The organism is Streptomyces sp. SDT5-1, from assembly GCF_052245995.1.
Lineage (GTDB): Bacteria > Actinomycetota > Actinomycetes > Streptomycetales > Streptomycetaceae > Streptomyces.
On sequence record NZ_CM125963.1, the window covers coordinates 2,572,025 to 2,597,203 of the forward strand.

Here is a 25,179-nt window from a genome sequence, read left to right on the forward strand (position 1 = left end):
TTTGCGTGAAGGGCTATTGACAAGGGTTGAATTTGGGCGACGTTGCGCTCTGATGAGCGGCCGGGGTGGTTCACAGAGTGGGTGGGTGCATCGTAAAGCGGGCGTTGACCTCGGCTCGTACGCGCTGTCGTTGGGGTTCGAGGTCGAGTGCGGGGGCGGGTTCGGCGCCGGCTCCGGCGTAGGCGGCCATGCGGGCGCCGGGTGGTGGCGGGAAGCGGTCGGCCGTGGTGGGGGCGTCGGCGCCGATGTCGGCGATCTCGATGAGGGCGGCGAGGGTGGTGTCGAGGGCCTCGGCGTATTCGCGGGCGCGTTGCACTGCTTCGCGGACGGCCTGTTGCCTGGCCTGGGCGTGGACGGGTGAGGTGGGGCGCAGGGACCACCAGGGTCCGTCGACGCTGGTGAGGTCGAGGTCGGCGAGGCGGGTGGTGAGTTCGCCGAGTGCGGTGAAGTCGGTGAGGTGGGCGGTGATGTGGACGCGGCCGTGGTAGGTGCGGACGCGTTCGCCGCGGCCGCGTTTGGTGAGTTCGGGGGTGATGGAGAGGGCGCCGGTGGCGATTTTGTCGATGGCGTCGCCGTAGCTCTTGATGAGGTCGAGTACGTGGGTGTTGCGGCGGGTGAGGTCTTCGAGGGCGGTGCGGCGGTCGGTGCCGCGGGCGGAGACGGTGATGCCGATGCGGGCGAGTTCGGGTTCGGCTTCGATGTGGGCTTCGCCGCGGACGGCGATGCGTGGGGCGTCGGGGGTGGCGGTGTGCTGGTGGTCGTTGGCCATGCGCCCACCTTGTCATCATCGAAACGAAACCTTGTGAGGCTGTTGCGAGTTGGGGTTGGTGAGCAAGAATCTACGCGCGTCGCTATGGCGTACACGTAGACGAGGAGACGTCGATGTCGTTGGACCGTAGATCCTTTCTCGCCCGTTCGGCCGCGTCCGGTGCCGGGGTGGCCCTGACGGGTGCGGTGGCCGCGCCTGCTTCCGCGGCGGGGGCGAAGCCGGAGAAGCCGAAGAAGCGGTACGCGTTCACGGTGATGGGGACGACGGATCTGCACGGTCACGTCTTCAACTGGGACTACTTCAAGAACGCGGACTACGCGGACGCGGCGGGCAACGCGCAGGGGCTTGCCCGGGTGTCGACGCTGGTGGACCGGGTGCGTGAGGAGAAGGGTCGGGGGAACACCCTGCTCATCGACGCCGGGGACACGATTCAGGGCACCCCGCTGACGTACTACTACGCGAAGGTGGATCCGATCACGGCGTCGGGTGGTCCGGTGCATCCGATGGCGCGGGCGATGAACGCGATCGGGTACGACGCGGTGGCGCTGGGCAACCACGAGTTCAACTACGGCATCGAGACGCTGCGGAAGTTCGAGTCGCAGTGCGACTTCCCGCTGCTCGGGGCCAACGCGGTGGACGCGAGGACGGAGAAGCCGGCGTTCCCGCCGTACTTCATGAAGCGGCTGCGCACCCCGCACGGCAAGGACGTGAAGGTGGCGGTCCTGGGTCTGACCAACCCGGGGATCGCGATCTGGGACAAGGCGTACGTGCAGGGTGTGCTGAAGTTCCCCGGTCTGGAGGAGCAGGCGGCGAAGTGGGTGCCGAAGCTGCGGTCGATGGGCGCGGACGTGGTGATCGTGTCGGCGCATTCGGGGGCTTCGGGGCAGTCGTCGTACGGGGATCAGGTGCCGTACGTGGAGAACGCGGCGGCGAATGTCGCGAAGCAGGTGCCCGGCATCGACGCGATCCTGGTGGGCCACGCGCATGTCGAGATCGAGCAGCAGCTGGTCACGAACGAGAAGACGGGCAGGACGGTCGTCCTCTCCGAACCCCTCTGCTACGCCGAGCGGTTGACGCTGCTCGACTTCGAACTGGTGTGGGACAAGGGCCGTTGGACGGTCGAGTCGGTGAAGGCGTCGCTGCGGAACACGAACACGGTGGCGGACGACCCGGAGATCTCGAAGCTGCTGGGTGAGCAGCACGAGGCGGTGGTGGCGTACGTCAATCAGGTCGTGGGGACGGCGAAGCAGACGCTGACGACGGTGGACGCCCGGTACAAGGACGCGCCGATCATCGATCTGATCAACAAGGTGCAGGCGGACGTGGTGGCGAAGGCGCTGGAGGGGACGGAGTACGCGTCGCTTCCGGTGCTGTCGCAGGCGTCGCCGTTCTCGCGGACGTCGGAGATTCCGGCGGGCGATGTGACGATCCGGGATCTGTCGAGCCTGTACGTGTACGACAACACGCTGGTGGCGAAGGAGATGACGGGTGCGCAGGTGCGGGCGTACCTGGAGTACTCGGCGGAGTACTTCGTGCGGACGGCGGCGGGGGCGCCGGTCGACGTCGACAAGCTGACGAACGCGAACAACCGCCCGGACTACAACTACGACTACGTGTCGGGGTTGTCGTACGACATCGACATCGCGCAGGCGCCGGGGTCGCGGATCAAGAACGTGACGTTCGACGGGAAGCCGCTGGACGACGCCGCGCGGTTCGTGTTCGCGGTGAACAACTATCGGGCGAACGGCGGCGGCGCGTTCCCGCATGTGGCGGGGGCGAAGGAGCTGTGGTCGGAGTCGACGGAGATCCGGACGCGGATCGCGGAGTGGGTGACGGCGAAGGGCGTCCTCGACCCGGCCGATTTCGCGTCGGTGGACTGGCGGTTGACGCGGGACGGGACGCCGGTGTTCGCGCAGTAGGTGGCGGGTCAGTCCTGGAGCCTGACCATGGTGCCGCGCTCTCCTGTCTGCTGTCCGGGCAGGGGGGCGCGGCGGTCGGGTGCGGTGAGGCCGAAGGTGGTGAAGGCGGTGCGCCGCGGCTGGGGGTAGGGGTTCTTGCCGGTGAGGCTGTTGAGGATGGTGGCGCTGCGCCAGGCGGCGAGGCCGAGGTCGGGGGCGCCGACGCCGTGGGTGTGGCGTTCGGCGTTCTGTACGTAGACGGCGCCCTGGACGCGGGTGTCGAGGACGAGGCGGAAGTGATCGTCGATGCGGGGGCGTTCGGAGGCGTCGCGGCGGAGGTAGGGGTCGAGTCCCGCGAGCATGCCGCTGAGGGGGCGTTCCTTGTAGCCGGTGGCGAGGACGACGGCGTCGGTGGTGAGGCGGGAGCGGGTGGCCTGCTGGCGGTGTTCGAGGTGGAGTTCGATCTTGGTGGCGGCGACGCGGCCCGCGGTGCGGACGCTGACGCCGGGGGTGAGGGTGGCGTCGGGCCAGCCGCCGCCGAGGGTGCGCTGGTAGAGCTCTTCGTGGATGGCGGCGATGGTGTCGGCGTCGATGCCCTTGTGGAGTTGCCACTGTGCGGGGACGAGGCGGTCGCGTTCGGCTTCGGGGAGGTGGTGGAAGTAGTGGCTGTAGTCGGGGGTGAAGTGTTCGAGGCCGAGTTTGCTGTACTCCATGGGCGCGAAGGCCTCGCTGCGGGCGAGCCAGTGGATCTTCTCGCGGCCCGCGGGGCGGGCGCGGAGCAGGTCGAGGAAGATCTCGGCGCCTGATTGTCCGCTGCCGATGACGGTGACGTGGTCGGCAGCGAGGAGCCGGTCGCGGTGGGCGAGGTAGTCGGCGGAGTGGATGACGGGGAGGTTGGGCGAGTCGACGAGCGGCTTGAGCGGGTCGGGGACGTAGGGGGCGGTTCCGACGCCGATGGCGACGTTCTTGGTGTAGGTGCGGCCGAGGGCCTCGGCTTCGCCTTCGGCGTCGAGCTGGGTGTAGTCGACTTCGAAGAGGGAGCGTTCGGTGTTCCAGCGGACGGCGTCGACCTGGTGGGAGAAGTGCAGTCCGGGGAGGTTCTCGCTGACCCAGCGGCAGTAGGCGTCGTATTCGGCGCGCTGGATGTGGAAGCGCTCGGCGAAGTAGAAGGGGAAGAGGCGCTCGCGGGTCTTGAGGTAGTTGAGGAAGGTCCAGTGGCTGGCGGGGTCGGCGAGGGTCACCAGGTCGGCGAGGAACGGGACTTGGAGGGTGGCGCCCTCGATGAGGAGGCCGGGGTGCCAGTGGAAGTCGGGGCGCTGTTCGTAGAACGCGGTGTCGAGCTCGGTGAGGGGGTGGGCGAGCGCGGCGAGCGAGAGGTTGAACGGGCCGATGCCGATGCCGACGAGGTCGCGGGGTGCTTCGTTGCGCGGTGTGGAGGGCTTGCGGGCGGGCGCGGCTGTCATCGGGGGGTGTGTCCTTCCACCAGGTCCAGGAGGGCGGTGAGGTCTTCGGGGGTGGCGTGCGGGTTGAGCAGGGTGGCTTTCAGGTACAGCCGGCCGTCCATGCGAGCGCGGCCGAGCACGGCGCGCCCTTCGGTGAGGAGGCCGCGGCGGATCGCGGCGACGGTCTCGTCGTTCGCGTCGCTGGGCCGGAAGAGGACGGTGGTGAGGGTAGGAGTGTCATACAGCTCGAACCGCGGGTCGGCGTCGACGAGTCGGGCCAGGTGGTGGGCGAGCGCGGTGACGTCGTCGACGAGGGCGGCGAGTCCGGTGCGGCCGAGGGCCTTGAGGGTGACGGCCGTCTTGAGGACGTCGGGGCGGCGGGTGGTGCGCAGGGAGCGGCCGAGGAGGTCGGGGAGGCCGGCTTCGGTGTCGTCGTCGGCGTTGAGGTAGTCGGCCTGGTGTCCGAGTGCGGTGGTCTCGGTGGTGTCGCGTACGGCGAGGATGCCGGCGGCGACGGGCTGCCAGCCCAGCTTGTGCAGGTCGAGGGCGACGGTGTGGGCGCGGGCCAGGCCGTGCAGCTTGGGGGCTTCGCGGGGGCTGAAGAGGGCGCCTCCGCCGTACGCGGCGTCGATGTGGAGGCGGGCGCCGTGCCGTTCGGTGACGTCGGCGATCTCGGGGAGCGGGTCGATGAGCCCGGCGTCGGTGGTGCCGGCGGTGGCGGCGACGAGTTTCGGCCCCGGTACGTCGGTGAGCGCCTCGTCGAGGGCGGCCGGGTCGAGGGTCCCGGCGGGGGCGGGCACGACGACCGGTTCGGGCAGCCCGAGCAGCCAGGCGGCGCGGACGAGGCTGTGGTGGGCGTTGGCCCCGACGAAGAGGTGCACGGGTTCGCCGGGGGCGGCGGCCTCCCGGGCGAGCAGCACGGCGAGCTGATTGGCTTCGGTGCCGCCGGTGGTGATGAGGGCGTCGGGGGTGGGGCGGGCCTGGTCGGGGCGGCCGGCGTCGGGGGCGGGGTGGGCCCGGTCGGGCGTGGGGCGGGCCCGGTCGGGGCGGCCGGCGTCGGGGGCGGGGTGGGCCCGGTCGGGCGTGGGGTGGGCCCGGTCGGGGTGGTCGGTGTCGGGTGTGGGGGTGGGGTGGCCGTGGGGCCCGAGTGTGAGGCCGGACCGGGCGAGGCCGTCGTGGGGTTCGGGTGTGGGGGTGGCTGGCTGGGTGCTGTCGTCGCCGCCCGCGGGGGCGTGTCGGCCGTAGACCTCGTGGGCGAGGGTCGTGGTGACCAGGGTTTCGAGGGCGGAGGCGGCGGGGGCCTGGTCCCAGGAGTCCATCGACGGGTTGAGGGCGCTCGCGGCGAGGTCCGCGGCGGTGGCGACGGCCAGCGGCGGGCAGTGCAGGTGCGCCGCGCAGAGCGGGTCGGCGGGGTCGGCGGCGCCTTCGGCGAGGGCCGTGACGAGGGTGCGCAGCGCCTCTTCGGGGCCCGTGCCGTGGGTGGGCAGCAACTCTCCTACGTGATGGTGGAGTTGCGCCGTCACGGTGGCGGGGCCCCCGGCGGGGAGGGGGCCGCCTCGGTGGGTGGCGCCCTTGTGCAGGGCGTCGAGGACTGTGGCGAGCAACGGCCGCAGGGCGTCGGGGCCTTGTACTCCTCCGGCGAGGGGCGGCGTGTTGCGCATACGGGTCCTTCTGGTCGCGGACGTACGTGGGGCATCAGCTTTGCGTTTTGGGTGGTGGTACGTCGCCGGTACGGCGGAAGCTGACCCGAAAGGGGTATGGGGTGGTCGGGTGGGTTCTGGTGGAGCGGGGGCGGGTTGGCCGGGGCGGGGTGCGGGTGTGGTGGCGGTTCGCCGGGGCGGGGCGAGGGTCGGTGTGGGGTGGCGGTCCGCCGGGGGTGGGGTGGGTTCGCGGCGACGGGGTGGGGTGTCGTCAGGTGTCGGGTGGTTCGGGGGCTGGCCTGTTCCTGGCCCATCCCCTCCGGGGGGTTTCGGCCGCCCGGGGCTCGGCCGTTCCTCGGCCCGTGCCGTGGTCGGCCCCTGGGGCTTCGCCCCAGTTCCCCCCGGGCGTCCTTCGGGCTGGTCCTCAATCGCCGGACGGGCTTGGGCAGTCCACCGTCGGGTCGACTGTGCGCCGGGGCGGAACTGCTCCTCCTCCCCCGCCCCCGTGTGGACGAGCGCGATGGTCCGGTTCGGTGCGGCGAGTGGCCCTGGTTGGCCGGTGCCGCCTGCCTCGGCTTCCGCCGCCTACTCCCCACCCACCCGCCCCCTCCAGGGGCTTAGGCCCACGGGGCCCCGGCATCGAGGTCGCTTGTCGTTCTCCTCGCCCCCTCCCGGGTCGCGAACGCAGGGCCATGGCCCCGGCCCGTGTCACGTGTTGCGCGGGGAAGGGAGTGTGGGGGGGCGTGCCGTGGTGGGGGCAGCCCCGGGGGCCGAAGCTCCCGGAGGGGCAGGCGGTGGAGAAGTGGGCGGAAGCCGGGGCAGGTAGCGGCGGCAACCGGGGCGGGCGGCGCCGGACATCCGGGACGCCGACCACGGCGCCGTACCGAAGCGCCGGGTCCGTGTGGGGTCCAGGGAGGGCATCGCCACGGTGGCCGCGTTCGCTGCCCGGTGCAGCGTGAGAGGGACGGCGAGGTTTGGCACGGGGCAGCCCCCCCCCCGAACCCGAAGCTCCCGGTGGAGGCGGGCGGGTGGGAGAAGGGCGGCGGAACCGGGACAGGCGGCGCCGGGCAACCAGGCCGGGGGACGCCGGGTATCCAGGACGGGCCCCGACAAGTGCGCTACACCGGAACCCCCGCTCCCACGCAGGGCCCGGGCCATCACCACGGTGCCGCGTCCAGGTCCCGGTGCAGCGCGAGAGAACGTGCGAGTTGCGGGACAGGCGCAACCTCGTGGGGCCGAAGCCCCCGGAGCGGGCGGGCGGGCGGGAGATGAGCGGCGGAAGCCGGGGCGGGCGGCGCCGGGCAACCAGGGCAGGCACCGGCCACCGCGGCGTACCGGAACCCCGGGCCCGTGCAGGGCCCGGGGGCATGAGCCACGCTGCCTCGCCCCGGCGCCGCCGGACCGTGGAACCGGTGGCCCCCGGAGGAGGCCCCTACCGGTTGCGGACCCGGAGGGCTCGGGTGAGGTCGTCGAGCTGGTCGATGAGTTTGCGGCGCAGGGACGGGGGCGCCGTCGGGACGTGGGACTCGGCCTCCCGGAGCGTCTCCGGAGTGATGGCGTAGACGGGGAACGCGTCGCGGCCCGCCGCGACGGCGATCGCGGGGCCCCGGCGCGCGGCGAGCGCGGTGGCGTCGGTGAAGTAGCGGGGGACGTAGTCCCGCAGGAGGTCGGTCTGTTCGGGCTGCCAGAAGCCCTGGGCGGTGGCGGTGAAGAGGTAGTTGGAGAGGTCGTGGGCGGGGTCCGTGGTGAACATGGCCGCCCAGGCCTCCGCCTTGGTCTGCGGGTCCGGCAGGGACGCGCGGCAACGGGCCGCGCCCTCCTGCCCCGTGGCGCTGGGGTCGTGGGCGAGCTCCGCCTCGATGACGGCCTCGTCGACGGCGCCGAGGACGCTGAGCCGGCCGAGGATGCGCCAGCGCAGCTCGGGGTCGAGTTCGGGCCCGCCGGGCACGGCCCCGGAGTCGTACCAGTCGCGGATGACGTCGGCGTGCCGTGCGGCGTCGATGAGGTGTCGTACGGCGGTGAGACGCAGTCCGGGGTGGCCGCCGTCCTCGGTGCGGCGGATGAAGTCCTCGCAGAGGGCGGTGATGAGGTCGAGGGCCTCGGGCCGCTCGGCTGGGTCGGTGTAGCGGTCGGCGACCTGGGTGTGGGCGAAGGTGAGGACGCCCTGGACGAGGGCGAGGTCGCTCTCCTCGGGGAGGTGGGCCGCGACGGTCGCCAGGTGGTCGGCGGGGGCGAGTTCGCCGTCGCGGACCATGTCGCGCAGCGCGTTCCACACGACGGTGCGGGTGAGGGCGTCGGGGATGCCGGAGAGTCCGCGGAGGGCGGCTTCCTCGGAGGCGGCGTCGAGGCGGATCTTGGCGTAGGTGAGGTCCTGGTCGTTGGGGACGATCAGGGCGGGGCGGGGGCCGTGGAACGTGAGGCTCTCCCCGGGGATCTCGACGTGGAGGCGTTCGCGGAGGACGAAGGCGCGGGGGTCGGTGGGGGCGCGGTCGTAGAGGGCGACGGCGATGCGGTGCGGGCGGCTGCCCGTGCGGTCGACGGTGAGCGTCCAGGTGTCGTCGGTCTCGGTGACGTACGTGGTGAGGGTGTCGACGCCGGTGGTGCGCAGCCAGGCGTCGGCCCAGGCGTGGACGTCGCGGTCGGTGCCGGAGGCGAGGGAGTCGATGAAGTCGGCGAGGGTGGCGTTGCCGAACCTGTGGCGCTTGAAGTGGGTGTTGATGCCGGCGAGGAAGTCCTTCTCGCCGAGCCAGGTGACGAGCTGGCGGAGCGCGGAGGCGCCCTTGGCGTAGGAGATGCCGTCGAAGTTGAGGAGCGCGGAGGCCGTGTCGGGCACGGCCTCGGGGGCGACGGGGTGGGTGGAGGGGCGCTGGTCGGCGTCGTATCCCCAGGTCTTGCGGGCGACGCCGAAGTCGATCCAGGTGTCGGTGTACCGGGTGGCTTCGGTGAGGGTCTGGTAGCCCATGTACTCGGCGAACGACTCGTTGAGCCAGATGTCGTCCCACCACTTGAGGGTGACGAGGTCGCCGAACCACATGTGGGCCATCTCGTGGGCGATGACCATGGCGCGGGTCTGGCGTTCGGTGTCGGTGACGGCGGAGCGGTAGACGAATTCGTCGCGGAAGGTGACGAGCCCGGGGTTCTCCATGGCGCCGGCGTTGAATTCGGGGACGAACGCCTGGTCGTAGGAGTCGAAGGGGTAGGGCTCCTCGAACTTCTCGTGGTAGCGGTCGAAGCACGCGCGCGTGGCGTCGAGGATCTCGTCGGCGTCGGCGTCGAGGTACGGCGCGAGGGAGCGGCGGCAGTGCAGGCCGAAGGGGAGGCCGCGGTGTTCGGTGCGGATGGAGTGCCAGGGGCCCGCGGCGACGGCGACGAGGTAGGTGGACAGGAGGGGCGTCGTGGCGGCGCGCCACGTGCCCTCCCCCAGGTGTTCGGTGACGCCGTTGGCGAGGACGGTCCAGCCTTCGGGGGCGGTGACGGTGAGGTCGAAGCGCGCCTTGAGGTCGGGCTGGTCGAAGGCGGCGAAGACGCGCTGCACGTCCTCCATGAACAGCTGCGTGTACGTGTACGTCTCGCCGTCGGTGGGGTCGGTGAAGCGGTGCATGCCCTCGCCGGTGTGCGAGTAGTGCATGGCGGTGTCGACGCGGAGCTCGTGGGGGCCGGGGGTGAGGCCCGTGAGCGGGAGCCGGTTGTCGGTGAGGGTGGCCGGGTCGAGGGGCTGCCCGTCGAGGGTGACGGAGCGGAGCTCGGCGGGCTTGAGCTCGACGAAGGTGTCGCCTTCGGCGCGCGCGGTGAACCGGATCGCGGTGCGGGAGTCGAAGGTGTCGGCGCCGGTCGTCAGGTCCAGGGCGACGGTGTAGCTCTGGACGTCGATGAGCCGGGCTCGGGTCTGCGCTTCGCTGCGCGTCAGTACGGGCATGCGGTCATGCTGCCGTACGCCTCCGGCGGGGGCCAGGGTGGATCATTTCGGGTCACCGTGGTTGCGGTCGCGGGGCGCTGCCCCGGACCCCGCTCCTCAATCGCCGGAGGGGCTTGATTTGCCGAACCGGGCCTAACTTGCCGGACCGTCGGTGGAGCTGGACTCAGCTGCGATCTGCTCGTGGTGGCGGATGACCTCGCTGATGATGAAGTTGAGGAACTTCTCGGCGAAGGCGGGGTCGAGTTTGGCGTTCTCCGCGAGTTGGCGGAGGCGTTCGATCTGGCGGGACTCGCGGGCGGGGTCCGCAGGGGGGAGGTCGTGTTCGGCCTTGAGGTGGCCGACCTGCTGGGTGCACTTGAAGCGCTCGGCGAGCATGTGGACGACGGCGGCGTCGATGTTGTCGATGCTGTCGCGCAGGCGGCCGAGCTCGGCGCGCACGGCCGGGTCGACTGCCGACTTGTCGTGGGGCTTGCTGGTGGTCATGACGGGTCAGCCTACGTGGAGCATGGGTGGGTCGTCGGGGTCGGGGATCTTGTCGGACCAGCCGCCGGGGACGGCGCGGCCCTGTTGTTCGCGGAAGCGGACGGGTGCGGTGCCGACGCGGCGGGTGAAGAGGCGGGAGAAGTAGGCGGGGTCGTCGTAGCCGACGCGGCGGGCGACGGCGGCGACGGGGAGTTCGGTGGCGGCGAGGAGTTCCTTGGCGCGGCCGAGGCGGATGCCGAGGAGGTAGTCCTTGGGGCTGCATCCGGCGCCGCGGCGGACGGCGGTGCGCAGTTCGGCGGGGGTCATGCCGTGCCGGGCGGCGTGGGCGGCGACGGACAGCGGTTGGAAGGCGTCGCGGGCGAGGGCCTGGAGGACGGGGTCGCCGTCGGGGGCGAGGTCGGCGCGGGCGCGGCGCAGGGCGACGAGGAGTTCGTGGACGGCGGCGCCGGTCTCGACCTCCAGCAACGGATTTCCGCGGCGGGCGGCGCGGGCGATGCGGCCGACGGCGGCGCGGGCCTGGGCGGCGTCGGAGAGCGGGACGACGGGGCGCTCGGGTTCGATGTAGCCGAGTTCGGTGTACGTGGTGGTGGCGGGGCCCGTGAAGTCGACGAAGCACTCGTCCCAGCCGGTGTCGGGGTCGGCGCCGTAGTGGTGGGGTCGTCCTGGGGTGAGCCAGATGAGGGCGGGGGCGGTGACGGTGCGGCGGTGGCCTTCGGGGTCCTGGTACCAGCCGCTGCCTGCGGTGACGACGACGGCGACGTGGTGGTCGAGGGTGCGCGGTCCGACGGTCGGCAGGAGGCCGTGCTGGAGGCCGACGCCGAGGCAGACGAGGCCGAGGCGGTGGTGGGCCGGGCTGGGCGTGAAGTACCGCATCCAGGTGTGGTACGTGGGCATTTTTCCCCTCCCGTGGTGGTGCGTGCGGGCGTCCCCGTCCAACACCGGCCGATCTTTGTCCATGGACCCCGTCGGCCGCCAGAGGTGAGGGTGGCGGCCGGTGGGTGATGCGGCCCATCTGGCACGGAGGAGCACGTGATGACGGATTTCTGGGTGGGCGAGGACGCGTTCGAGGTGGACGGGCGGCCGGTGCGGCTGCTGTCGGGGGCGCTGCACTACTTCCGGGTGCACGAGGAGCAGTGGGGGCACCGGCTGCGGATGCTGCGGGCGATGGGCCTGAACTGTGTGGAGACGTACGTGCCGTGGAATCTGCACGAGCCGCGCCCGGGTGAGGTGCACGACGTGGGGGCGTTGGGGCGCTTTCTGGACGCCGCCCGGAGCGAGGGGCTGTGGGCGATCGTGCGGCCGGGGCCCTACATCTGCGCGGAGTGGGAGAACGGGGGGCTTCCGCACTGGCTGACGGGTCGGCTGGGGGCACGCGCGCGTACCAGCGATCCGGCGTTCCTGGCGGCGGTGGAGCGCTGGTTCGGGGTGTTGTTGCCGCAGATCGTGGAGCGGCAGGTGGACCGGGGTGGTCCGGTGCTGATGGTGCAGGTGGAGAACGAGTACGGCAGTTACGGCTCGGACCGGCGCTATCTGCGGGCGCTGGCCGATCTTCTGGTGGGGCTCGGGGTGAGTGTGCCGCTGTTCACGTCGGACGGGCCCGAGGACCACATGCTGACCGGGGGTTCGGTGCCGGGGGTGCTGGCGACGGTGAATTTCGGGTCCCGCGCGCGTGAGGCGTTCGAGACGCTTCGTGGGCACCAGCCGTCGGGGCCGTTGATGTGCATGGAGTTCTGGTGCGGCTGGTTCGACCACTGGGGTGCGGAGCGCGTCGGGCGGGATCCGCGGGAGGCGGCGCAGGCGCTGCGGGAGATCCTGGAGTGCGGGGCGTCGGTGAATCTGTACATGGCGCACGGCGGGACGAGTTTCGGTGGCTGGGCGGGTGCGAATCGGGGTGGTGGCGCGCTGCACGACGGGCCTCTCGAGCCGGATGTGACGTCGTACGACTACGACGCGCCGATCGACGAGTTCGGCCGGCCCACGGAGAAGTTCTGGCTGTTCCGTGAGGTGCTCGCCGGATACGCGGAGGGGCCGCTGCCGGACGTGCCGCCCCAGCCGGCGGCGCTCGCGGGGCCGGTCGCGGCGGAGCTGACGGCGTTCACGGCCCTGGGCGGCGTACTGGAGGCGCTGGGCGGCCCGGAGGCGGAGTACGCGGTGCCGCCGTCGTTCGAGGACCTGGACGTGGACCGTGGCCTGGTGCGGTACGAGGTCGTGGTGCCGGGGCCCCGGCAGCCGTATCCGCTGCTTGCGCGCGGGCTGCGGGACCTGGCGGTCGTGTACGTCGACGGGGTGCGGGCCGGGATGCTCACGGAGGAGGAGCCGATGCTCGCCGAGCCGGTGCCCGGGCACGCGCGCGTGGAGTTGTGGGTGGAGTCCCTGGGGCGCGTCAACTATGGGCCGCGCACGGGTGAGCCGAAGGGCGTCACGCGCGGGCTGCTGCACGAGCGGCAGTTCCTGCACGGCGTACGGGCACAGGGGCTGCGCCTCGACGCCGTCACGGCCTCCGCGGTGGCCGCGCTGCCGTCCGATGTGCCGGACGGGGAGGGCCGGGGCCTGCACCGGGGGTCGTTCGAGGTGTCGGCGCCCGGTGACGCGGCGCTCGAACTGCCGGGCTGGGGGCGGGGGTTCGTGTGGGTGAACGGGTTCTGCCTGGGCCGCTACTGGTCGGCGGGCCCGCAGCAGTCCCTGTACGTGCCGGGGCCGGTGCTGCGGGAGGGCGTGAACGAGGTGTGGGTCCTGGAGCTGGACGGGGCCGGGGAGCGGCGGCTTCTGCTCCGGTGAGGTCGCCCGAGGGCCCGGGGCGCTCCCCCGGGCCCTCGGGATCCGCTCAGTCGGCCTCGGTCACCTCGAAGGCGTCCAGCGTGAACTCCGCCGTGCCGTCGTCGCCCGTCTTGCGCAGGCCCACCCATGCCTCGCCCTTGTCCGGAGCCGTGAACTCGTAGGTCAGCGCGGCGGGTTCGGTGGCCACCGGCAGCGCCTCGCGGGACAGTTCCTTGGCCGCCGGCTCGTCGACCGCCGTGATCCAGGCGTACTGTCCTGCCTTCTCGTTCTCGTAGCGGAAGGACACCCGGTACCGCTTTCCCGGCTCGAAGCGGGCCGTGTGCGGGACCGTGCGGTAGACCAGGCCGGTGTTCTCGCCGCGGGACTTGAGGGACTGGGTGCCGTCGACGACGTCGTCGATCGCCTTCCCGTTCCAGCCGCGCTGGGTGTACGGGGCGTGCCGCTGGGCGATGTGGGTGCGGGGGTCGGTGGAGCCGCCCGCGTCGCCCTTCACGAACGGGCCCCAGCCCTGGGGGACGTGCTCGAAGTCCTCGTGAACCACGGTTCCGGCGGGCGGCTTCGGTGCGGGCGATGCCACGATACGTACATTGTCGAAGCGGACGCGGGCCGAACCGGCGGCGGTGCGCAGGGCGAGGGTGACCGGGCCGCCGCCTTCGGGGACGGTGAAGTACGTCGTCATGCGCTGGAAGCGGGTGCCGTGCTTGCGGTCGGCGGCCACGTAGTTGCCCGCCGTGGAGGTGTCGGTGCGGTTCGTGGCGGTCACGCCGTCGGCCGTACGGACCTCCAGGGTCGCCGTGCGCCGCTCCCCCGCCTTGGCGCCGACCTCGACCTGCACCGACGCGGCGTAGGAGCCGGGGGCAAGCCTGGCCAGGCGCTGGGAGACCGTGGCGGCGGCGCCGGGGCCCACGACGAGTTCGTAGTCGCCGAGGTCACTGAGCTCGACCGTGGCGGGCCCGGAGACCGTCCAGCCCTTCAGGGAGCCGGAGTTGAAGCCGGGGTCGTGCAGCGGCGTGCCCTGACCCCAGTCGGGCGCGCGGTCGAGGTCGGTGCGGGTCCGATAGAGGACGTAGGGCTGGTCGGCGTCGGCCTTCAGCGTCACCTTGCCGCCGGACACGGTGACGTACGAGACGAAGACGCGGCCCTGGTCGGTGAGCCGGTACAGGGCGACCCGGCCGCTGCTCTCCCACGCGCGCGGGAGGCGCCAACTCGTGCTGCCGCCCTTGGGGTTGTAGTGGTACAGCTTCGCCGGGTCGGTGGCGCGGCGCGGTTCCCACGGCAGCAGGTAGGTGCCGTCGTCGTAGACGAGGCGGTCGTCGGTGGTGATGCGGCGGGCGCCGGACGTGTCGGTGACGCTCGTGCGGGTGGCGCCGGAGAACGTGATCTCGTGCGCGCCCCACGTCCTGATCGGCTGCGCCTGGAGGTACTTGGCGGGCAGCGAGTGCGTCCAGATCAGGCGGTAGAAGTCGGCCCAGTCGGTCTTTCCGGTCCAGCCCTCGAAGTTGCCCATGCGGGCGATGCCGAGGAGGGTCGGCCACTTGTCGGCGAAGACGTCCTTCTGGTGGTTGCGGATGAAGCGGATGAGCTGCGAGTTGATGCCGCGCGAGGTGTCGGGGCCGTAGTCGGTCTCGGTCGCCCAGTGGGACCACAGGGACGATCTCTCGAAGCCGTGGCCCCATTCGGAGGTGACGTTCCAGCCCTGCTCGCGGAAGGTGCGCTGGAGGCGGTCGGAGGTCCAGCCGGACTCGCGGAACACGTCGATGTAGAGGGTGTTGAGCGCCGGGTCGGCGTCGCGGCGCAGGTCGGCGAAGCGCTTGACGATGTCGCCGGAGACGAGGTCGCGGCGCTGGTCGATGCGGTAGCTCTGGTCGAGCCAGTCCCACTGCTCGTTCGTCTTGTCGACGAGGGTCTCGGAGAAGGCGTTGGCGACGGGGTACGACTCGGTGGCGTTGACGTGGACGCCGAAGTCGCTGTTCCACTTCTTGCCCTCGCGGACCAGGGTGTTGAGGTCGTCGAGGCCGCCCGCGCGCGTGTTGTAGTTGCCCGCGTAGTCGGGGTGCGCGGAGTCGTGGCCCTCGGACTGGTAGCCCTTGAGGAGCGTGTACTGGCGCAGCCCGTCGGTGGCGAGGTGGATGCGCTTGACGTTGTCGAGGGTCGCGAGGAACGGGTTGGTGGCCTGCGAGGCGAAGTTGAACGGGATGTGCGGGACGACCCGCAGGTGCTGCTCGTCTGCGCCGCGCGGCGTCACGGCGATGTCGCGGAAGGCGATGGCGGCGTCCTGCCAGTCGACCTTCCCGTCACCATTGCGGTCGCCGGTGATGACGACGGTCGCGTACGGGAGGGGTTCGGTGGCGTCGACCGGGGAGGTGGCGGCGCGGTGGGTCCACTGGCCCGGGGCGATGCGGGCGGCGGTGTGGCCCTCGCGGCGGACGGTCTCGCGCCAGAGGCGGCCGTTCTCCCAGGTGGTTCCGGCGGCGCTGGTCGGCTTGTCGTAGCTGGTGTTGGTCTCGACGGCGCCGGCCAGCTTGTCGTGGGCGACGACGGCGTACGCGCATCCTGTGGGCGCCTGGGCGGGGCTGTCGGCGGTGGGGGTGACGAGGGTGTCGCCGCTCTTGGCCTTGTCGAGCTGCACGGTGGCGGCGAGGAGGGCGGCGCCGGGCTGGTCGCTGCGGACGGACAGCAGGGCGAGGCCGGGGATCTGGAGAGTGCCGACGCGCAGTTGCGCCGTGTCGCTAATCTTCGTGACGCGCCAGTCGACCTGCTTGCCGTCGACGGCGATGCGGATGTCGATGGTCGTGCCGCCCGACAGCGCGAGGCGGTAGTCGGCGTGGTCGGCGGCGGGCGCGCACGTCACCTTCGGGGTGTGCTCGGTGCCGTCGATCAGGAGCGTGGTGACCGGGTCCGGCTGGGCGTGCAGCACGGCGCCGGTGGCGCGGTCGGTGTAGGAGACGACGACGGGGAAGGCGGTGCTGACGCGGACGTCGAGGTCCTTGGACCGGAGCACGGCGACACCGTCCGCGGCGGGTGCGGTGGTCGCGGCGCGGGCCGTGCCGGTGAGGCCGAGGCCGAGCGCGGCGGCCGCGCCGCCGACCGCGCCCGCCGCGACGAGGGTCCTGCGGGTGGGTCCTTGCGACACCTCCCCGTACCCCGAGTCCTCCGCGTTCTCCCGGTTCTCCGACGGCTGGCCTTGGGGCTGCTCGGGCACGGCGCACTCCTTCTCACGGCGGCTTGGCGTGCCGATCACGATGCGCCGGGCGGGGTGCGGCGGCCCATGGACAAAGGGGCGGCAGGTCTTGGATTAATGGCCGTACTCTGGAGTCGCCGGGTCCCGGCCCGGCCGACCCTGGGGGTGCGCGCGTGGTGGACGGCGGACCGGTGGTGCACGGCTATCCGCATCTGGAGACGGTGCGGACGGCGATCACGGCTCTCTACCGACGGATCTCGTACGACGCGGTGCACTCGTTCGCGCCGAGCGTGGCCCCCGCGGACGTGGCGTTCGCCGACGACGACGATCTGTATCTGGGTGTGCAGCGGGTGGCGCGCGAGCTGGTGCGGCACTATCGGCTGCCCGACGCGCGGATGATCGTGAGCTTCCGGGAGATGCGGCACGCGGCGAGCGTCGAACTGGCGGCGGGGCCCGAGTACTTCATCGAGCTGAACGACCGGTTCCGTACGCATCGCCGGGACATCGGCGCGGCGCTCGCGCACGAGATCATGCATGTGTATCTGCACCGCCTCGACCTGTCGCTGCCGGGGACGCGGGACAACGAGATCCTGACCGACACGGCGGCCACCTATCTGGGGGCGGGCTGGCTGCTCCTCGACGCGTACCGGGAGGACGCGGCGTCGTCGCAGAAGCTGGGGTATCTGACGCCGGAGGAGTTCGGGTACGTCCTGGCGAAGCGGTCGCTGGCCTTCGGCGAGGCGCCCGAGACGTGGTTCACGAGCCCGCAGGCGTACACGGCGTACGAGAAGGGGCTCGCACAGGCTCGGCGCGACGAGCGGCAGCCGCCACTGTCGGCCGCGGGCTGGGCGGGGCGGCGGCGGTACGCGAAGGACCGCAGGTACGCGCAGGACCACGGCCCGCGCGGCCTCGCCCCCGGAGGCCCCTACGCCTTCTCGGCGGGGGAAGGACCGCAGGGGCGGGGCGGCGGGCTGCGGGTGGCGTTCGCGTGCCCGACGTGCCATCAGCGGATCCGGGTGCCGGTGCGGGGCCGGGTGCGGGCGCGGTGCGGGCTGTGCCGGACGGTCCTGGAGTGCGACACGTAGGCATCCCGCGACCGCCCGGTTCGGCGGGAGAGCGCGGCCGGGCCCCGCTGCCATTCGGTCCCGGCGTCAGGACGCCCCGTACACCGCTCCCGGCACCTCCGCCCTCGCCAGCAGTTCGCGGGCGGCCTCCCCCGCGCCCGCCGGGGTCCACCGCTCCTCCTTGTCGACGGTCGGTCCCGGGCGCCAGCCCTCCATCACCGTGATCCGCCCGGCCTCCACCTCGAAGACCCGGCCGGTCACCCCGTCGGCCGGGGCGCCGGAGCCGAGCCAGACGACGAGCGGCGACACGTTCTCCGGAGCCATCGCGTCGAAGGTCCCGGCGCCGGGTGCCGCCATGGTGTCGGCGAACGTGGCCTCGGTCATCCGGGTGCGGGCGGCCGGCGCTATCGCGTTGACCTGCACGCCGTAGCGTCCCATCTCGGCCGCCGCGACCAGGGTCAGGCCGAGGATGCCGGCCTTCGCCGCGCTGTAGTTGCCCTGCCCGACCGAGCCCAACAGGCCCGCCCCGGAAGAGGTGTTGACGACCCGGGCCGTCGGGGTGCGGCCCGCCTTCGACTCGGCGCGCCAGTACGCGGCGGCGTGCTTGAGCGGAAGGAAGTGGCCCTTGAGGTGGACGCGCATGACGGCGTCCCAGTCGTCCTCGTCGAGGTTGACGAGCATCCGGTCGCGCAGGAACCCCGCGTTGTTCACCAGCGTGTCCAGGCGGCCGAAGGTGTCGACGGCCGCAGCGACGAGCGAGGCGGCGCCCTCGGCCGTGGCGATGTCGCCGCCGTGCGCGATCGCGTCGCCGCCGGACCTCCGTATCTCCTCGACCACGTGGGCCGCGGGGCTGTCCGGTGCGGGGGCGCCGTCCAGGCCGACCCCCAGATCGTTCACGACGACCTTCGCGCCCTCGGCCGCGTACGCGAGGGCGTGTGCGCGGCCGAGGCCGCGTCCGGCCCCCGTGACGGCGACGACCCGTCCCGCGCACAGTCCCTCGCCTGTCGGCTGTCCGCCCGGTCCGCTCGACGTACCGTTCGTCATCTCACGCCTCCTTGTTGACCGTTGCCGCGTTCAGGAACGCGGGGAGTTCGCCACCGCCGTGCATCAGCAGGCTCGCCCCCGTGATGTACGAGGCGGCGTCCGACGCCAGGAACACGGCGGCGTCGCCGACCTCGCGGGGCTCGGCGAGGCGGCCCATCGGCACCGTCGCCCCGACCGCCGCGATGCCGTCCTCGTCCCCGTAGTGCAGTGCGCTCAGCTCCGTGCGGACCATGCCGAGCACCAGCGTGTTCACCCGGATCTCGGGCGCCCACTCCACCGCCATGGACCGCGCGAGATGTTCGAGCCCCGCCTTCGCCGCCCCGTACGCGGCGCTGCCCGGCGAGGGGCGGCTGCCGCTGACGCTGCCGATCATGACGATGGATCCGCGGGCTGCGGCGAGCTTCTCGCGGGCGGCGAGCGATGCGGTGAGCGCCGCCGTCAGGTTCAGCTCGAGCACGCGCGCGTGCCGGGCCGCGTCGGCCTCCGCGAGCGGCCGGTACGGCGTGCCCCCCGCGTTGTTCACCAGCACGTCGACCCGGTCGAGGCCCGCGAACAGCTCCTCCACGGCCGCCGCGTCCCGCAGGTCGACGGGGAGGAACTCGCAGCCGTCCACCGGCTGTTCGGGAGGTCTGCGGGCGCAGGTGATCACCCGTGCACCGGCCTTCGCGAAGGCGCTCGCGATGCCCGCGCCCACTCCCCTCGTACCGCCCGTGACGACGGCGACCCGGCCGCTCAGGCCCATCCCGATCCCCTCTCCGACCCCTTCGGGTCCACGTGCCCCGACCGCTGCCCGCACCATTCCGCTGCTTCCCGCCGCCTGCTACCGTCATCGACGTACCAAACAAACGTTAGGTGGAAAGGTAGCTGAACGCCATGGGTGTCTCCACCTCCTCACCCGAAAAGGGCATCGCCGTCGTCACGGTGGACTTCCCTCCCGTCAACGCGCTGCCGGTGCGCGGCTGGTACGAGCTGGCCGACGCCGTGCGCGCGGCGGGCCGCGACCCCGATGTGCGCTGCGTCGTGCTGACCGCGGCCGAGGGCTCCCGTGGGTTCAACGCGGGGGTGGACATCAAGGAGATGCAGCGCGAGACGGCCGCGGCGGGCGGCGGGCACAGCGCCCTGATCGGGGCCAACCGCGGCTGCTACGAGGCCTTTTCGGCGGTGTACCAGTGCGAGGTTCCGGTCGTCGCGGCGGTCGGCGGCTTCTGCCTGGGCGGCGGCATCGGGCTCGTGGGGAACGCGGACGCGATCGTGGCGAGCGACGACGCGACGTTCGGACTGCCCGAGCTGGACAGGGGCGCGCTCGGCGCGGCCACGCACCTGGCCCGCCTCGTCCCCCAGCACCTGATGCGGGCGCTGTTCTACACGTCGCGCACGGCGACGGCCGCCGAGCTGCACGCGCACGGCTCGGTGTGGCGGGTCGTACCGCGCGCGGAACTGCGCGGGGCCGCGCTCGAACTCGCCCGCGACATCGCCCGCAAGGACGGCTGTCTGCTCCGCCTCGCCAAGTCCGCGCTGAACGGGATCGACCCCGTCGACGTGCACCGCAGCTACCGCTTCGAGCAGGGCTTCACCTTCGAGGCGAACCTCAGCGGCGTCGCCGACCGGGTCCGCGACACCTTCGGACAGGAGACCGACCGATGAGCACACCGGACACGACCGACAAGACACTTTCGCCCGACGAGGTGGTCGGGCGGCTGCGCAGCGGCATGACGATCGGCATCGGCGGCTGGGGCTCGCGCCGCAAACCAATGGCGCTCGTGAGGGCGTTGCTGCGCAGCGACGTCACGGACCTCACCGTCGTCTCGTACGGCGGTCCGGACGTCGGGATGCTCGCGGCGGCCGGGAAGATCCGCAAGCTGGTCGCGGCGTTCGCGACGCTCGACTCGATCCCGCTGGAGCCGAACTTCAGGGCGGCGCGCCAGAAGGGCGCGTTCGAGCTCATGGAGATCGACGAGGCGATGTTCATGTGGGGGCTGCACGCGGCGGCGAACCGGCTGCCGTTCCTGCCCGTGCGCGCCGGGATCGGCTCGGACGTCATGCGGGTCAATCCGGGGCTGCGGACGGTGACGTCGCCGTACGAGGACGGGGAGACGTTCGTCGCGATGCCCGCGCTGCGGATGGACGCGGCGCTCGTGCACGTGAACCGGGCGGACCGCGCGGGCAACGGCCAGTACCTGGGCCCGGACCCGTACTTCGACGACCTGTTCTGCGAGGCGGCGGACAGCGCGTACGTGTCGTGCGAGCAGCTGGTCGACGGCTTCGGGGCGGACACGGTGCCGCAGACGCTGCTGGTCAAGCGGCACTCCGTGACGGGGGTCGTGGAGACGCCGCACGGGGCGCACTTCACGTCGTGCGTGCCGGACTACGACCGGGACGAGGCCTTCCAGAAGCTGTACGCGAGCACGCCCTGGGAGGAGTTCGCCGAGCGGTTCCTGCCGCCCGGCGGTGACGAGAAGCAGTACCAGTCCGCCGTTCAGGCCTGGCACGAGGAGCAGAAGTGAGCGTCACGACGACAGAGGTGACCCGCGCCGAGTACTGCGTGATCGCGTGCGCCGAGGCCTGGCGGGACAACGGGGAGGTGCTGGCCAGCCCGATGGGCCTGATCCCGTCGGTGGGGGCGCGGCTCGCCAAGCGCACCTTCTCCCCCGGGCTGCTGCTGACCGACGGTGAGGCGCGGATCGTCGGGCTCGACGGCGAGGCGGAGGGCTGGCTCCCGTACCGGCAGCATCTGACGATGGTGACCGGCGGGAAGCGGCACGTGATGATGGGGGCGAGCCAGCTCGACCGGTTCGGCAACCAGAACATCTCCTGCATCGGCGACTGGGAGCGGCCCGACCGGCAGCTCCTCGGGGTGCGCGGCGCGCCCGTCAACACGCTGAACAATCCGGTGAGTTACTGGGTGCCCAGGCACAGCCGTCGCGTGTTCGTCGAGAAGGTCGACATGATCAGCGGTGTCGGCTACGACAGCGCGGCGGCGGCCGGCCCGTCGGCGACGCGGTTCCATCGCATCCCGCGCGTGGTGACGAATCTGGCGGTCCTCGACTTCGACACCGCGGACCACGCGATGCGGCTCGTGTCCGTGCACCCGGGCGTCACGGTGGCGGAGGTCCAGGAGGCGACCGGGTTCCCGCTCGTCCTCCCGGAGGGCGGCGAGGTGCCGGCCACGCGGGAGCCGACGGCCGAGGAGCTGCGGCTGATCCGGGAGGTCGTCGACCCCGGCTCCCGGCGGGACCTGGAGGTCGAGCCGGTATGACGCCGCCCTCCGAACCGGCCCCCGACTCGGGCGCGTTCACCCTCCCCACGGCGCTGACCCGGCTGACCGGTGTGCGCCATCCCATCGTGCAGACCGGCATGGGCTGGGTCGCCGGGCCGCGCCTGGTGTCGGCGGCGGCGAACGCGGGGGCGCTCGGCATCCTCGCGTCCGCGACCATGACGCTCGATCAGCTCCGGTCCGCCGTACGGGAGGTGAAGGAGCGCACGGACCGGCCGTTCGGCGTGAACCTGCGGGCCGACGCCGGGGACGCCCGCGAGCGGGTCGAGGTGATCGTCGACGAGGGCGTGAAGGTCGCCTCGTTCGCGCTCGCGCCGTCGAAGGAGCTGATCGCCGAGCTGAAGGACGCGGGCGCCGTCGTCATCCCGTCCATCGGGGCGCGCCGGCACGCCGAGAAGGTCGCGGCGTGGGGCGCGGACGCGGTGATCGTGCAGGGCGGGGAGGGCGGCGGGCACACCGGCGAGGTGGCCACGTCGGTGCTGCTTCCGCAGGTCGTGGACGCCGTGGACATACCGGTGGTCGGGGCGGGCGGCTTCCGCGACGGACGCGGACTGGTCGCCGCGCTCGCCTACGGGGCGGCGGGGGTCGCCATGGGGACGCGGTTCCTCCTCACGTCCGACTCGACCGTGCCGGACGCCGTGAAGGCGAAGTACCTCGCGGCGGGCGTCAAGGACGTCACGGTGACGACCGCCGTCGACGGGCTTCCGCACCGCATGCTGCGTACGGATCTCGTGGACTCGCTGGAGAACGCGGGGCGCACGCGCGCGCTGCTGCAGGCCGTGCGGCGCGCCGCCGGGTTCCGGAAGCTGTCCGGGCTGAGCTGGCCGCAGATGGTGCGGGACGGGCTCGCCATGAAGCACGGCAAGGACCTCACCTGGAGCCAGGTGCTGCTGGCCGCGAACACCCCGATGCTGCTGAAGGCGTCCATGGTCGAGGGCCGCACCGATCTGGGCGTCATGGCGTCCGGGCAGGTCGCGGGCCTCATCGAGGACCTGCCTTCCTGCGCGGAGCTGGTCGACCGGGTGATGGCGGAGGCGCGCAAGACGTTGGAGGCGCTGCCCACGCCCGCCTGAGCGACACCGGACACCGGCACTCCGTTCCTCGACAACTGTCCATCCCCGACCGGAGGTTCACGTATGTCGCACGCGTACAGAACGGGGCTCACCCGACGCCGCGCACTCGGCGGGGCGCTCGGCGCGGTCACGGCGCTCGCCGCGGCCCCCGTCTCCGTGGCCGCGCCGGGCGCGCCCGCCGCCGGGGGCATCCGGCGCGTGCCGCTCGACGGCGCGGTGAACGTCCGGGACATCGGCGGGTACCGCGCGCGGGGGCACGGCCGGGTCCGGTACGGGGCCGTGTACCGGGCCGACGCGCTGTGCGACCTGAGCGACGCGGACGTGGCGCGGCTCGGCGGGCTGCGGCTGTCCGAAGTAGTCGATCTCCGGGTGCCGTTCGAGGTGCGGACCGACGGGGCCGACCGGCTGCCGTCGGGGCTCGCGGTGACCTCGCGGGCCGTGTCGGACGGGGGCCAGTACGAGCAGTTGACGGCCGCGATCGGGTCCAAGGATCCGGTGGTGCAGCGGGAGGTGCTCGGGGACGGGAGGGCGGCCGCCGGGATGCGGGCCACGTACCGGATGTTCGTCACGGACGCGGACAACCGCGCGCGGTTCGGGGCGACGCTGCGGGACGTGGCGTGCGGCAGGCCGGTGGCGCTGCTGTACCACTGCACGTCCGGCAAGGATCGGACGGGCTGGCTGACGTATGTGACGTTGCGTCTGCTCGGTGTGTCCGAACGGGACGCGGAGGCGGACTACTTGGCGTCGAACACATTTCGCGCGGCCCACGACGCGCGGGTCCGTGAGGGGTTGCGGCAGGCCGGGCTGATGCGGGAGCCGGAGTTGTTGATACCCGTGCAGGAGGTGCGGATGGAGTATCTGGACGCCGCGCGGGGGCTGGTGCGCAGGGAGTTCGGGGGGCTGGGGCGGTATGTGGGTGAGGGGCTCGGGGTGGGGCGGGGCGTCGTGGGGGCGCTTCGGCGACGCCTCTTGGTGTGACGTGTCCCCGTTGCGCCCCACCGTGATCGGCGTCGCGGGGCTCCGCCCCGGACCCCGCGCCTCAAACGCCGACGGGGCTGGATTTGCCTGCCCCGCTACGCCGCCTGGCGAGGCCCCCTGGGGCCGCCTCGGCCGCGGCCGCCGCGGCGGCGGGGGGTGCCCGAGGAGGAGCCGGAGGGCTGGGCGTTGCCGGTGCCGCGGGAGCGGCGCGGGCGGCGGGGCTTGGACGGGGCCGCGGGGGTGGGTTCGGGGACGGCGATGGTGACCGCGACGCCGGACGGTTCGCGGGCGCCCGTGATGGTCGTCAGGGCCTCGTCCGTGGAGCGGACCTGCGTCGTGCGCGGCTTGATCTTCGCGTCGCGCATCAGACGCTGCACGTCGCGCTTCTGGTCCGGGAGGACGAGCGTGACGACGCTGCCGGACTCGCCGGCGCGGGCGGTGCGGCCGCCGCGGTGCAGGTAGTCCTTGTGTTCGGTGGGCGGGTCGACGTTGACGACGAGGTCGAGGTCGTCGACGTGGATGCCGCGCGCCGCGACGTTCGTGGCGACGAGGGCGGTGACCCGGCCGTCCTTGAACTGCTCCAGGGTGCGGTTGCGCTGCGGCTGGCTGCGGCCGCCGTGCAGCGGCGCCGCGTACACGCCGTTGGCGAGGAGCCGCTTGGCGAGCCGGTCGGCGGAGCGCTTGGTGTCGACGAAGAGGATGACCCGGCCGTCGCGCGCGGCGATGCGGGCGGTGACGGCCTTCTTGTCGGTCTCGTCCTGGACGTGCAGGACGTGGTGCTCCATCGTCGTCACCGCGCCCGCCGACGGGTCGACGGAGTGCACCACCGGGTCGTTGAGGAACTGCTTGACCAGGCGGTCGACGTTCTTGTCGAGGGTCGCGGAGAAGAGCATCGTCTGGCCGCCCGGCTCGACCTGCTTCAGGAGCGCCGTGACCTGCGGCATGAAGCCCATGTCGGCCATCTGGTCGGCCTCGTCGAGCACCGTGGTGCGCACGGAGCCGAGCTCGACGTCGCCGCGCTCGATGAGGTCCTTGAGGCGTCCGGGCGTCGCGACGACGACCTCGGCGCCGCGGCGCAGCGCGCCCGCCTGCCGGGAGATCGACATTCCGCCGACGACGGTCGCGAGCCGCAGCTTGAGCGCGGCGGCGTACGGGGTGAGGGCGTCGGTGACCTGCTGGGCCAGCTCACGCGTGGGGACGAGGACGAGCGCGAGGGGGGACTTCGGCTCGGCCTTGGCGCCGTACGTGTGGGTGAGCAGCGGCAGGCCGAAGGCGAGGGTCTTGCCGGAGCCGGTGCGGCCGCGGCCGAGGAGATCGCGTCCGGCGAGGGAGTTGGGGAGCGTCGCGGCCTGGATGGGGAACGGGTCGGTGACGCCCTGTTCGCCGAGGGTCTTCAGGAGGGCTTCCGGCATGTCCAGGTCCGCGAAGTCGGCGACCGGCGGCAGCGCGGGAGTGGTGTTCTCCGGCATGGTGAACTCGGCCGGCGGCGTCGGCTGCTGCCTGCGGCGCTGCTCGGGCGCGCGGCGCTGCCCTGCGGCTGCGGGGCGGGGGCTGCGGCGGCGGGACGGGCGGGCGGGACTGGCCATGCGGCGATGCCTTCCGGGACGGGACAGCAGGAACCGGGGCCCGCACCGTCGCG

At 72.5% G+C, this 25,179-nt stretch carries 18 protein-coding genes; 8 read left to right on the top strand and 10 right to left on the bottom strand.

All coding sequences use genetic code 11. The features are described 5' to 3' along the window. Window positions 1-70: 70 nt before the first annotated feature. Window positions 71-769, bottom strand: a complete 699-nt coding sequence (locus tag ACTWJ8_RS12065; protein WP_356388142.1) for an SIMPL domain-containing protein — start codon at window positions 767-769, stop codon at window positions 71-73. Window positions 770-882: 113 nt separating this feature from the next. On the opposite strand from ACTWJ8_RS12065, the gene ACTWJ8_RS12070 reads away from it, so the two are divergent. Continuing rightward, the gene (locus tag ACTWJ8_RS12070) at window positions 883-2,688 is read left to right on the top strand and encodes a bifunctional metallophosphatase/5'-nucleotidase (RefSeq protein ID WP_443263793.1); all 1,806 of its coding nucleotides are present in this window, start codon (window positions 883-885) and stop codon (window positions 2,686-2,688) included. A gap of 8 nt (window positions 2,689-2,696) precedes the next feature. Here ACTWJ8_RS12070 and ACTWJ8_RS12075 read toward each other — a convergent pair whose 3' ends face one another. The 5 genes from ACTWJ8_RS12075 to ACTWJ8_RS12095 form a co-directional block, all read right to left on the bottom strand. Then, window positions 2,697-4,130: a lysine N(6)-hydroxylase/L-ornithine N(5)-oxygenase family protein gene (locus tag ACTWJ8_RS12075; RefSeq protein ID WP_356388138.1), complete on the bottom strand. Its 1,434-nt coding sequence runs from the start codon at window positions 4,128-4,130 to the stop codon at window positions 2,697-2,699. After that, window positions 4,127-5,770, bottom strand: coding sequence for an aminotransferase class V-fold PLP-dependent enzyme (locus ACTWJ8_RS12080; RefSeq protein ID WP_443263794.1), 1,644 nt, complete (start codon window positions 5,768-5,770; stop codon window positions 4,127-4,129). The genes ACTWJ8_RS12075 and ACTWJ8_RS12080 overlap by 4 nt, the downstream gene beginning before the upstream one ends. 1,411 nt (window positions 5,771-7,181) lie before the next feature. Further along, window positions 7,182-9,665 (bottom strand): aminopeptidase N, encoded by a 2,484-nt coding sequence (gene pepN / locus ACTWJ8_RS12085; RefSeq protein ID WP_443263795.1) that lies wholly within the window; start codon window positions 9,663-9,665, stop codon window positions 7,182-7,184. Between the two features lie 132 nt (window positions 9,666-9,797). Next, complete coding sequence (locus ACTWJ8_RS12090) at window positions 9,798-10,148, bottom strand: chorismate mutase (RefSeq protein WP_443263796.1); 351 nt, start codon at window positions 10,146-10,148, stop codon at window positions 9,798-9,800. A gap of 6 nt (window positions 10,149-10,154) precedes the next feature. Further along, window positions 10,155-11,042: a helix-turn-helix domain-containing protein gene (locus tag ACTWJ8_RS12095; protein ID WP_443263797.1), complete on the bottom strand. Its 888-nt coding sequence runs from the start codon at window positions 11,040-11,042 to the stop codon at window positions 10,155-10,157. A gap of 138 nt (window positions 11,043-11,180) precedes the next feature. On the opposite strand from ACTWJ8_RS12095, the gene ACTWJ8_RS12100 reads away from it, so the two are divergent. Beyond that, window positions 11,181-12,926 carry a glycoside hydrolase family 35 protein gene (locus ACTWJ8_RS12100; RefSeq protein WP_443263798.1) on the top strand — a complete coding sequence of 582 codons (1,746 nt, stop codon included), beginning with the start codon at window positions 11,181-11,183 and terminating at the stop codon, window positions 12,924-12,926. Window positions 12,927-12,972: 46 nt separating this feature from the next. Here the strand turns inward: ACTWJ8_RS12100 and ACTWJ8_RS12105 are convergent, their stop codons facing one another. Further along, window positions 12,973-16,059 (bottom strand): endo-alpha-N-acetylgalactosaminidase family protein, encoded by a 3,087-nt coding sequence (locus ACTWJ8_RS12105; protein WP_443264876.1) that lies wholly within the window; start codon window positions 16,057-16,059, stop codon window positions 12,973-12,975. A 221-nt stretch (window positions 16,060-16,280) separates the two neighbouring features. Between ACTWJ8_RS12105 and ACTWJ8_RS12110 the strand changes: the two genes are divergently transcribed. Beyond that, complete coding sequence (locus ACTWJ8_RS12110) at window positions 16,281-17,192, top strand: hypothetical protein (protein WP_356388128.1); 912 nt, start codon at window positions 16,281-16,283, stop codon at window positions 17,190-17,192. Between the two features lie 66 nt (window positions 17,193-17,258). Here ACTWJ8_RS12110 and ACTWJ8_RS12115 read toward each other — a convergent pair whose 3' ends face one another. Both ACTWJ8_RS12115 and ACTWJ8_RS12120 read right to left on the bottom strand, forming a co-directional pair. Further along, window positions 17,259-18,215: an SDR family oxidoreductase gene (locus tag ACTWJ8_RS12115; protein WP_443263799.1), complete on the bottom strand. Its 957-nt coding sequence runs from the start codon at window positions 18,213-18,215 to the stop codon at window positions 17,259-17,261. A 1-nt stretch (window position 18,216) separates the two neighbouring features. Further along, window positions 18,217-18,957 carry an SDR family oxidoreductase gene (locus tag ACTWJ8_RS12120; RefSeq protein ID WP_443263800.1) on the bottom strand — a complete coding sequence of 247 codons (741 nt, stop codon included), beginning with the start codon at window positions 18,955-18,957 and terminating at the stop codon, window positions 18,217-18,219. 131 nt (window positions 18,958-19,088) lie between these two features. Between ACTWJ8_RS12120 and ACTWJ8_RS12125 the strand changes: the two genes are divergently transcribed. The 5 genes from ACTWJ8_RS12125 to ACTWJ8_RS12145 all read left to right on the top strand — a co-directional run bounded on the left by ACTWJ8_RS12125 (window position 19,089) and on the right by ACTWJ8_RS12145 (window position 23,540). Beyond that, entirely contained in the window at window positions 19,089-19,859 is a 771-nt protein-coding gene (locus tag ACTWJ8_RS12125; protein WP_356388122.1) for an enoyl-CoA hydratase family protein, read from the top strand. After that, on the top strand, window positions 19,856-20,719 hold the full coding sequence (locus ACTWJ8_RS12130) for a CoA transferase subunit A (protein WP_443263801.1): 864 nt from the start codon (window positions 19,856-19,858) through the stop codon (window positions 20,717-20,719). Before ACTWJ8_RS12125 ends, ACTWJ8_RS12130 begins: the two co-directional genes overlap by 4 nt. Continuing rightward, window positions 20,716-21,471, top strand: a complete 756-nt coding sequence (locus tag ACTWJ8_RS12135) for a CoA-transferase subunit beta (RefSeq protein WP_443263802.1) — start codon at window positions 20,716-20,718, stop codon at window positions 21,469-21,471. The genes ACTWJ8_RS12130 and ACTWJ8_RS12135 overlap by 4 nt, the downstream gene beginning before the upstream one ends. Beyond that, entirely contained in the window at window positions 21,468-22,562 is a 1,095-nt protein-coding gene (locus ACTWJ8_RS12140) for an NAD(P)H-dependent flavin oxidoreductase (RefSeq protein WP_443263803.1), read from the top strand. The genes ACTWJ8_RS12135 and ACTWJ8_RS12140 overlap by 4 nt, the downstream gene beginning before the upstream one ends. 63 nt (window positions 22,563-22,625) lie before the next feature. After that, window positions 22,626-23,540, top strand: a complete 915-nt coding sequence (locus ACTWJ8_RS12145) for a tyrosine-protein phosphatase (protein WP_443263804.1) — start codon at window positions 22,626-22,628, stop codon at window positions 23,538-23,540. 95 nt (window positions 23,541-23,635) lie between these two features. Here ACTWJ8_RS12145 and ACTWJ8_RS12150 read toward each other — a convergent pair whose 3' ends face one another. Then, window positions 23,636-25,126, bottom strand: a complete 1,491-nt coding sequence (locus ACTWJ8_RS12150) for a DEAD/DEAH box helicase (protein WP_443263805.1) — start codon at window positions 25,124-25,126, stop codon at window positions 23,636-23,638. Window positions 25,127-25,179: the final 53 nt, after the last annotated feature.

Bases quoted from the DNA above. Each gene is read 5' to 3' on its own strand.
- ACTWJ8_RS12095 (WP_443263797.1), bottom strand. From the start codon at position 11,042: ATGCCCACGTACCACACCTGGATGCGGTACTTCACGCCCAGCCCGGCC.
- ACTWJ8_RS12065 (WP_356388142.1), bottom strand. From the start codon at position 769: ATGGCCAACGACCACCAGCACACCGCCACCCCCGACGCCCCACGCATC.
- ACTWJ8_RS12145 (WP_443263804.1), top strand. From the start codon at position 22,626: ATGTCGCACGCGTACAGAACGGGGCTCACCCGACGCCGCGCACTCGGC.
- pepN (WP_443263795.1), bottom strand. From the start codon at position 9,665: ATGCCCGTACTGACGCGCAGCGAAGCGCAGACCCGAGCCCGGCTCATC.
- ACTWJ8_RS12140 (WP_443263803.1), top strand. From the start codon at position 21,468: ATGACGCCGCCCTCCGAACCGGCCCCCGACTCGGGCGCGTTCACCCTC.
- ACTWJ8_RS12115 (WP_443263799.1), bottom strand. From the start codon at position 18,215: ATGACGAACGGTACGTCGAGCGGACCGGGCGGACAGCCGACAGGCGAG.
- ACTWJ8_RS12090 (WP_443263796.1), bottom strand. From the start codon at position 10,148: ATGACCACCAGCAAGCCCCACGACAAGTCGGCAGTCGACCCGGCCGTG.
- ACTWJ8_RS12070 (WP_443263793.1), top strand. From the start codon at position 883: ATGTCGTTGGACCGTAGATCCTTTCTCGCCCGTTCGGCCGCGTCCGGT.
- ACTWJ8_RS12130 (WP_443263801.1), top strand. From the start codon at position 19,856: ATGAGCACACCGGACACGACCGACAAGACACTTTCGCCCGACGAGGTG.
- ACTWJ8_RS12100 (WP_443263798.1), top strand. From the start codon at position 11,181: ATGACGGATTTCTGGGTGGGCGAGGACGCGTTCGAGGTGGACGGGCGG.
- ACTWJ8_RS12125 (WP_356388122.1), top strand. From the start codon at position 19,089: ATGGGTGTCTCCACCTCCTCACCCGAAAAGGGCATCGCCGTCGTCACG.
- ACTWJ8_RS12150 (WP_443263805.1), bottom strand. From the start codon at position 25,126: ATGGCCAGTCCCGCCCGCCCGTCCCGCCGCCGCAGCCCCCGCCCCGCA.
- ACTWJ8_RS12120 (WP_443263800.1), bottom strand. From the start codon at position 18,957: ATGGGCCTGAGCGGCCGGGTCGCCGTCGTCACGGGCGGTACGAGGGGA.
- ACTWJ8_RS12075 (WP_356388138.1), bottom strand. From the start codon at position 4,130: ATGACAGCCGCGCCCGCCCGCAAGCCCTCCACACCGCGCAACGAAGCA.
- ACTWJ8_RS12080 (WP_443263794.1), bottom strand. From the start codon at position 5,770: ATGCGCAACACGCCGCCCCTCGCCGGAGGAGTACAAGGCCCCGACGCC.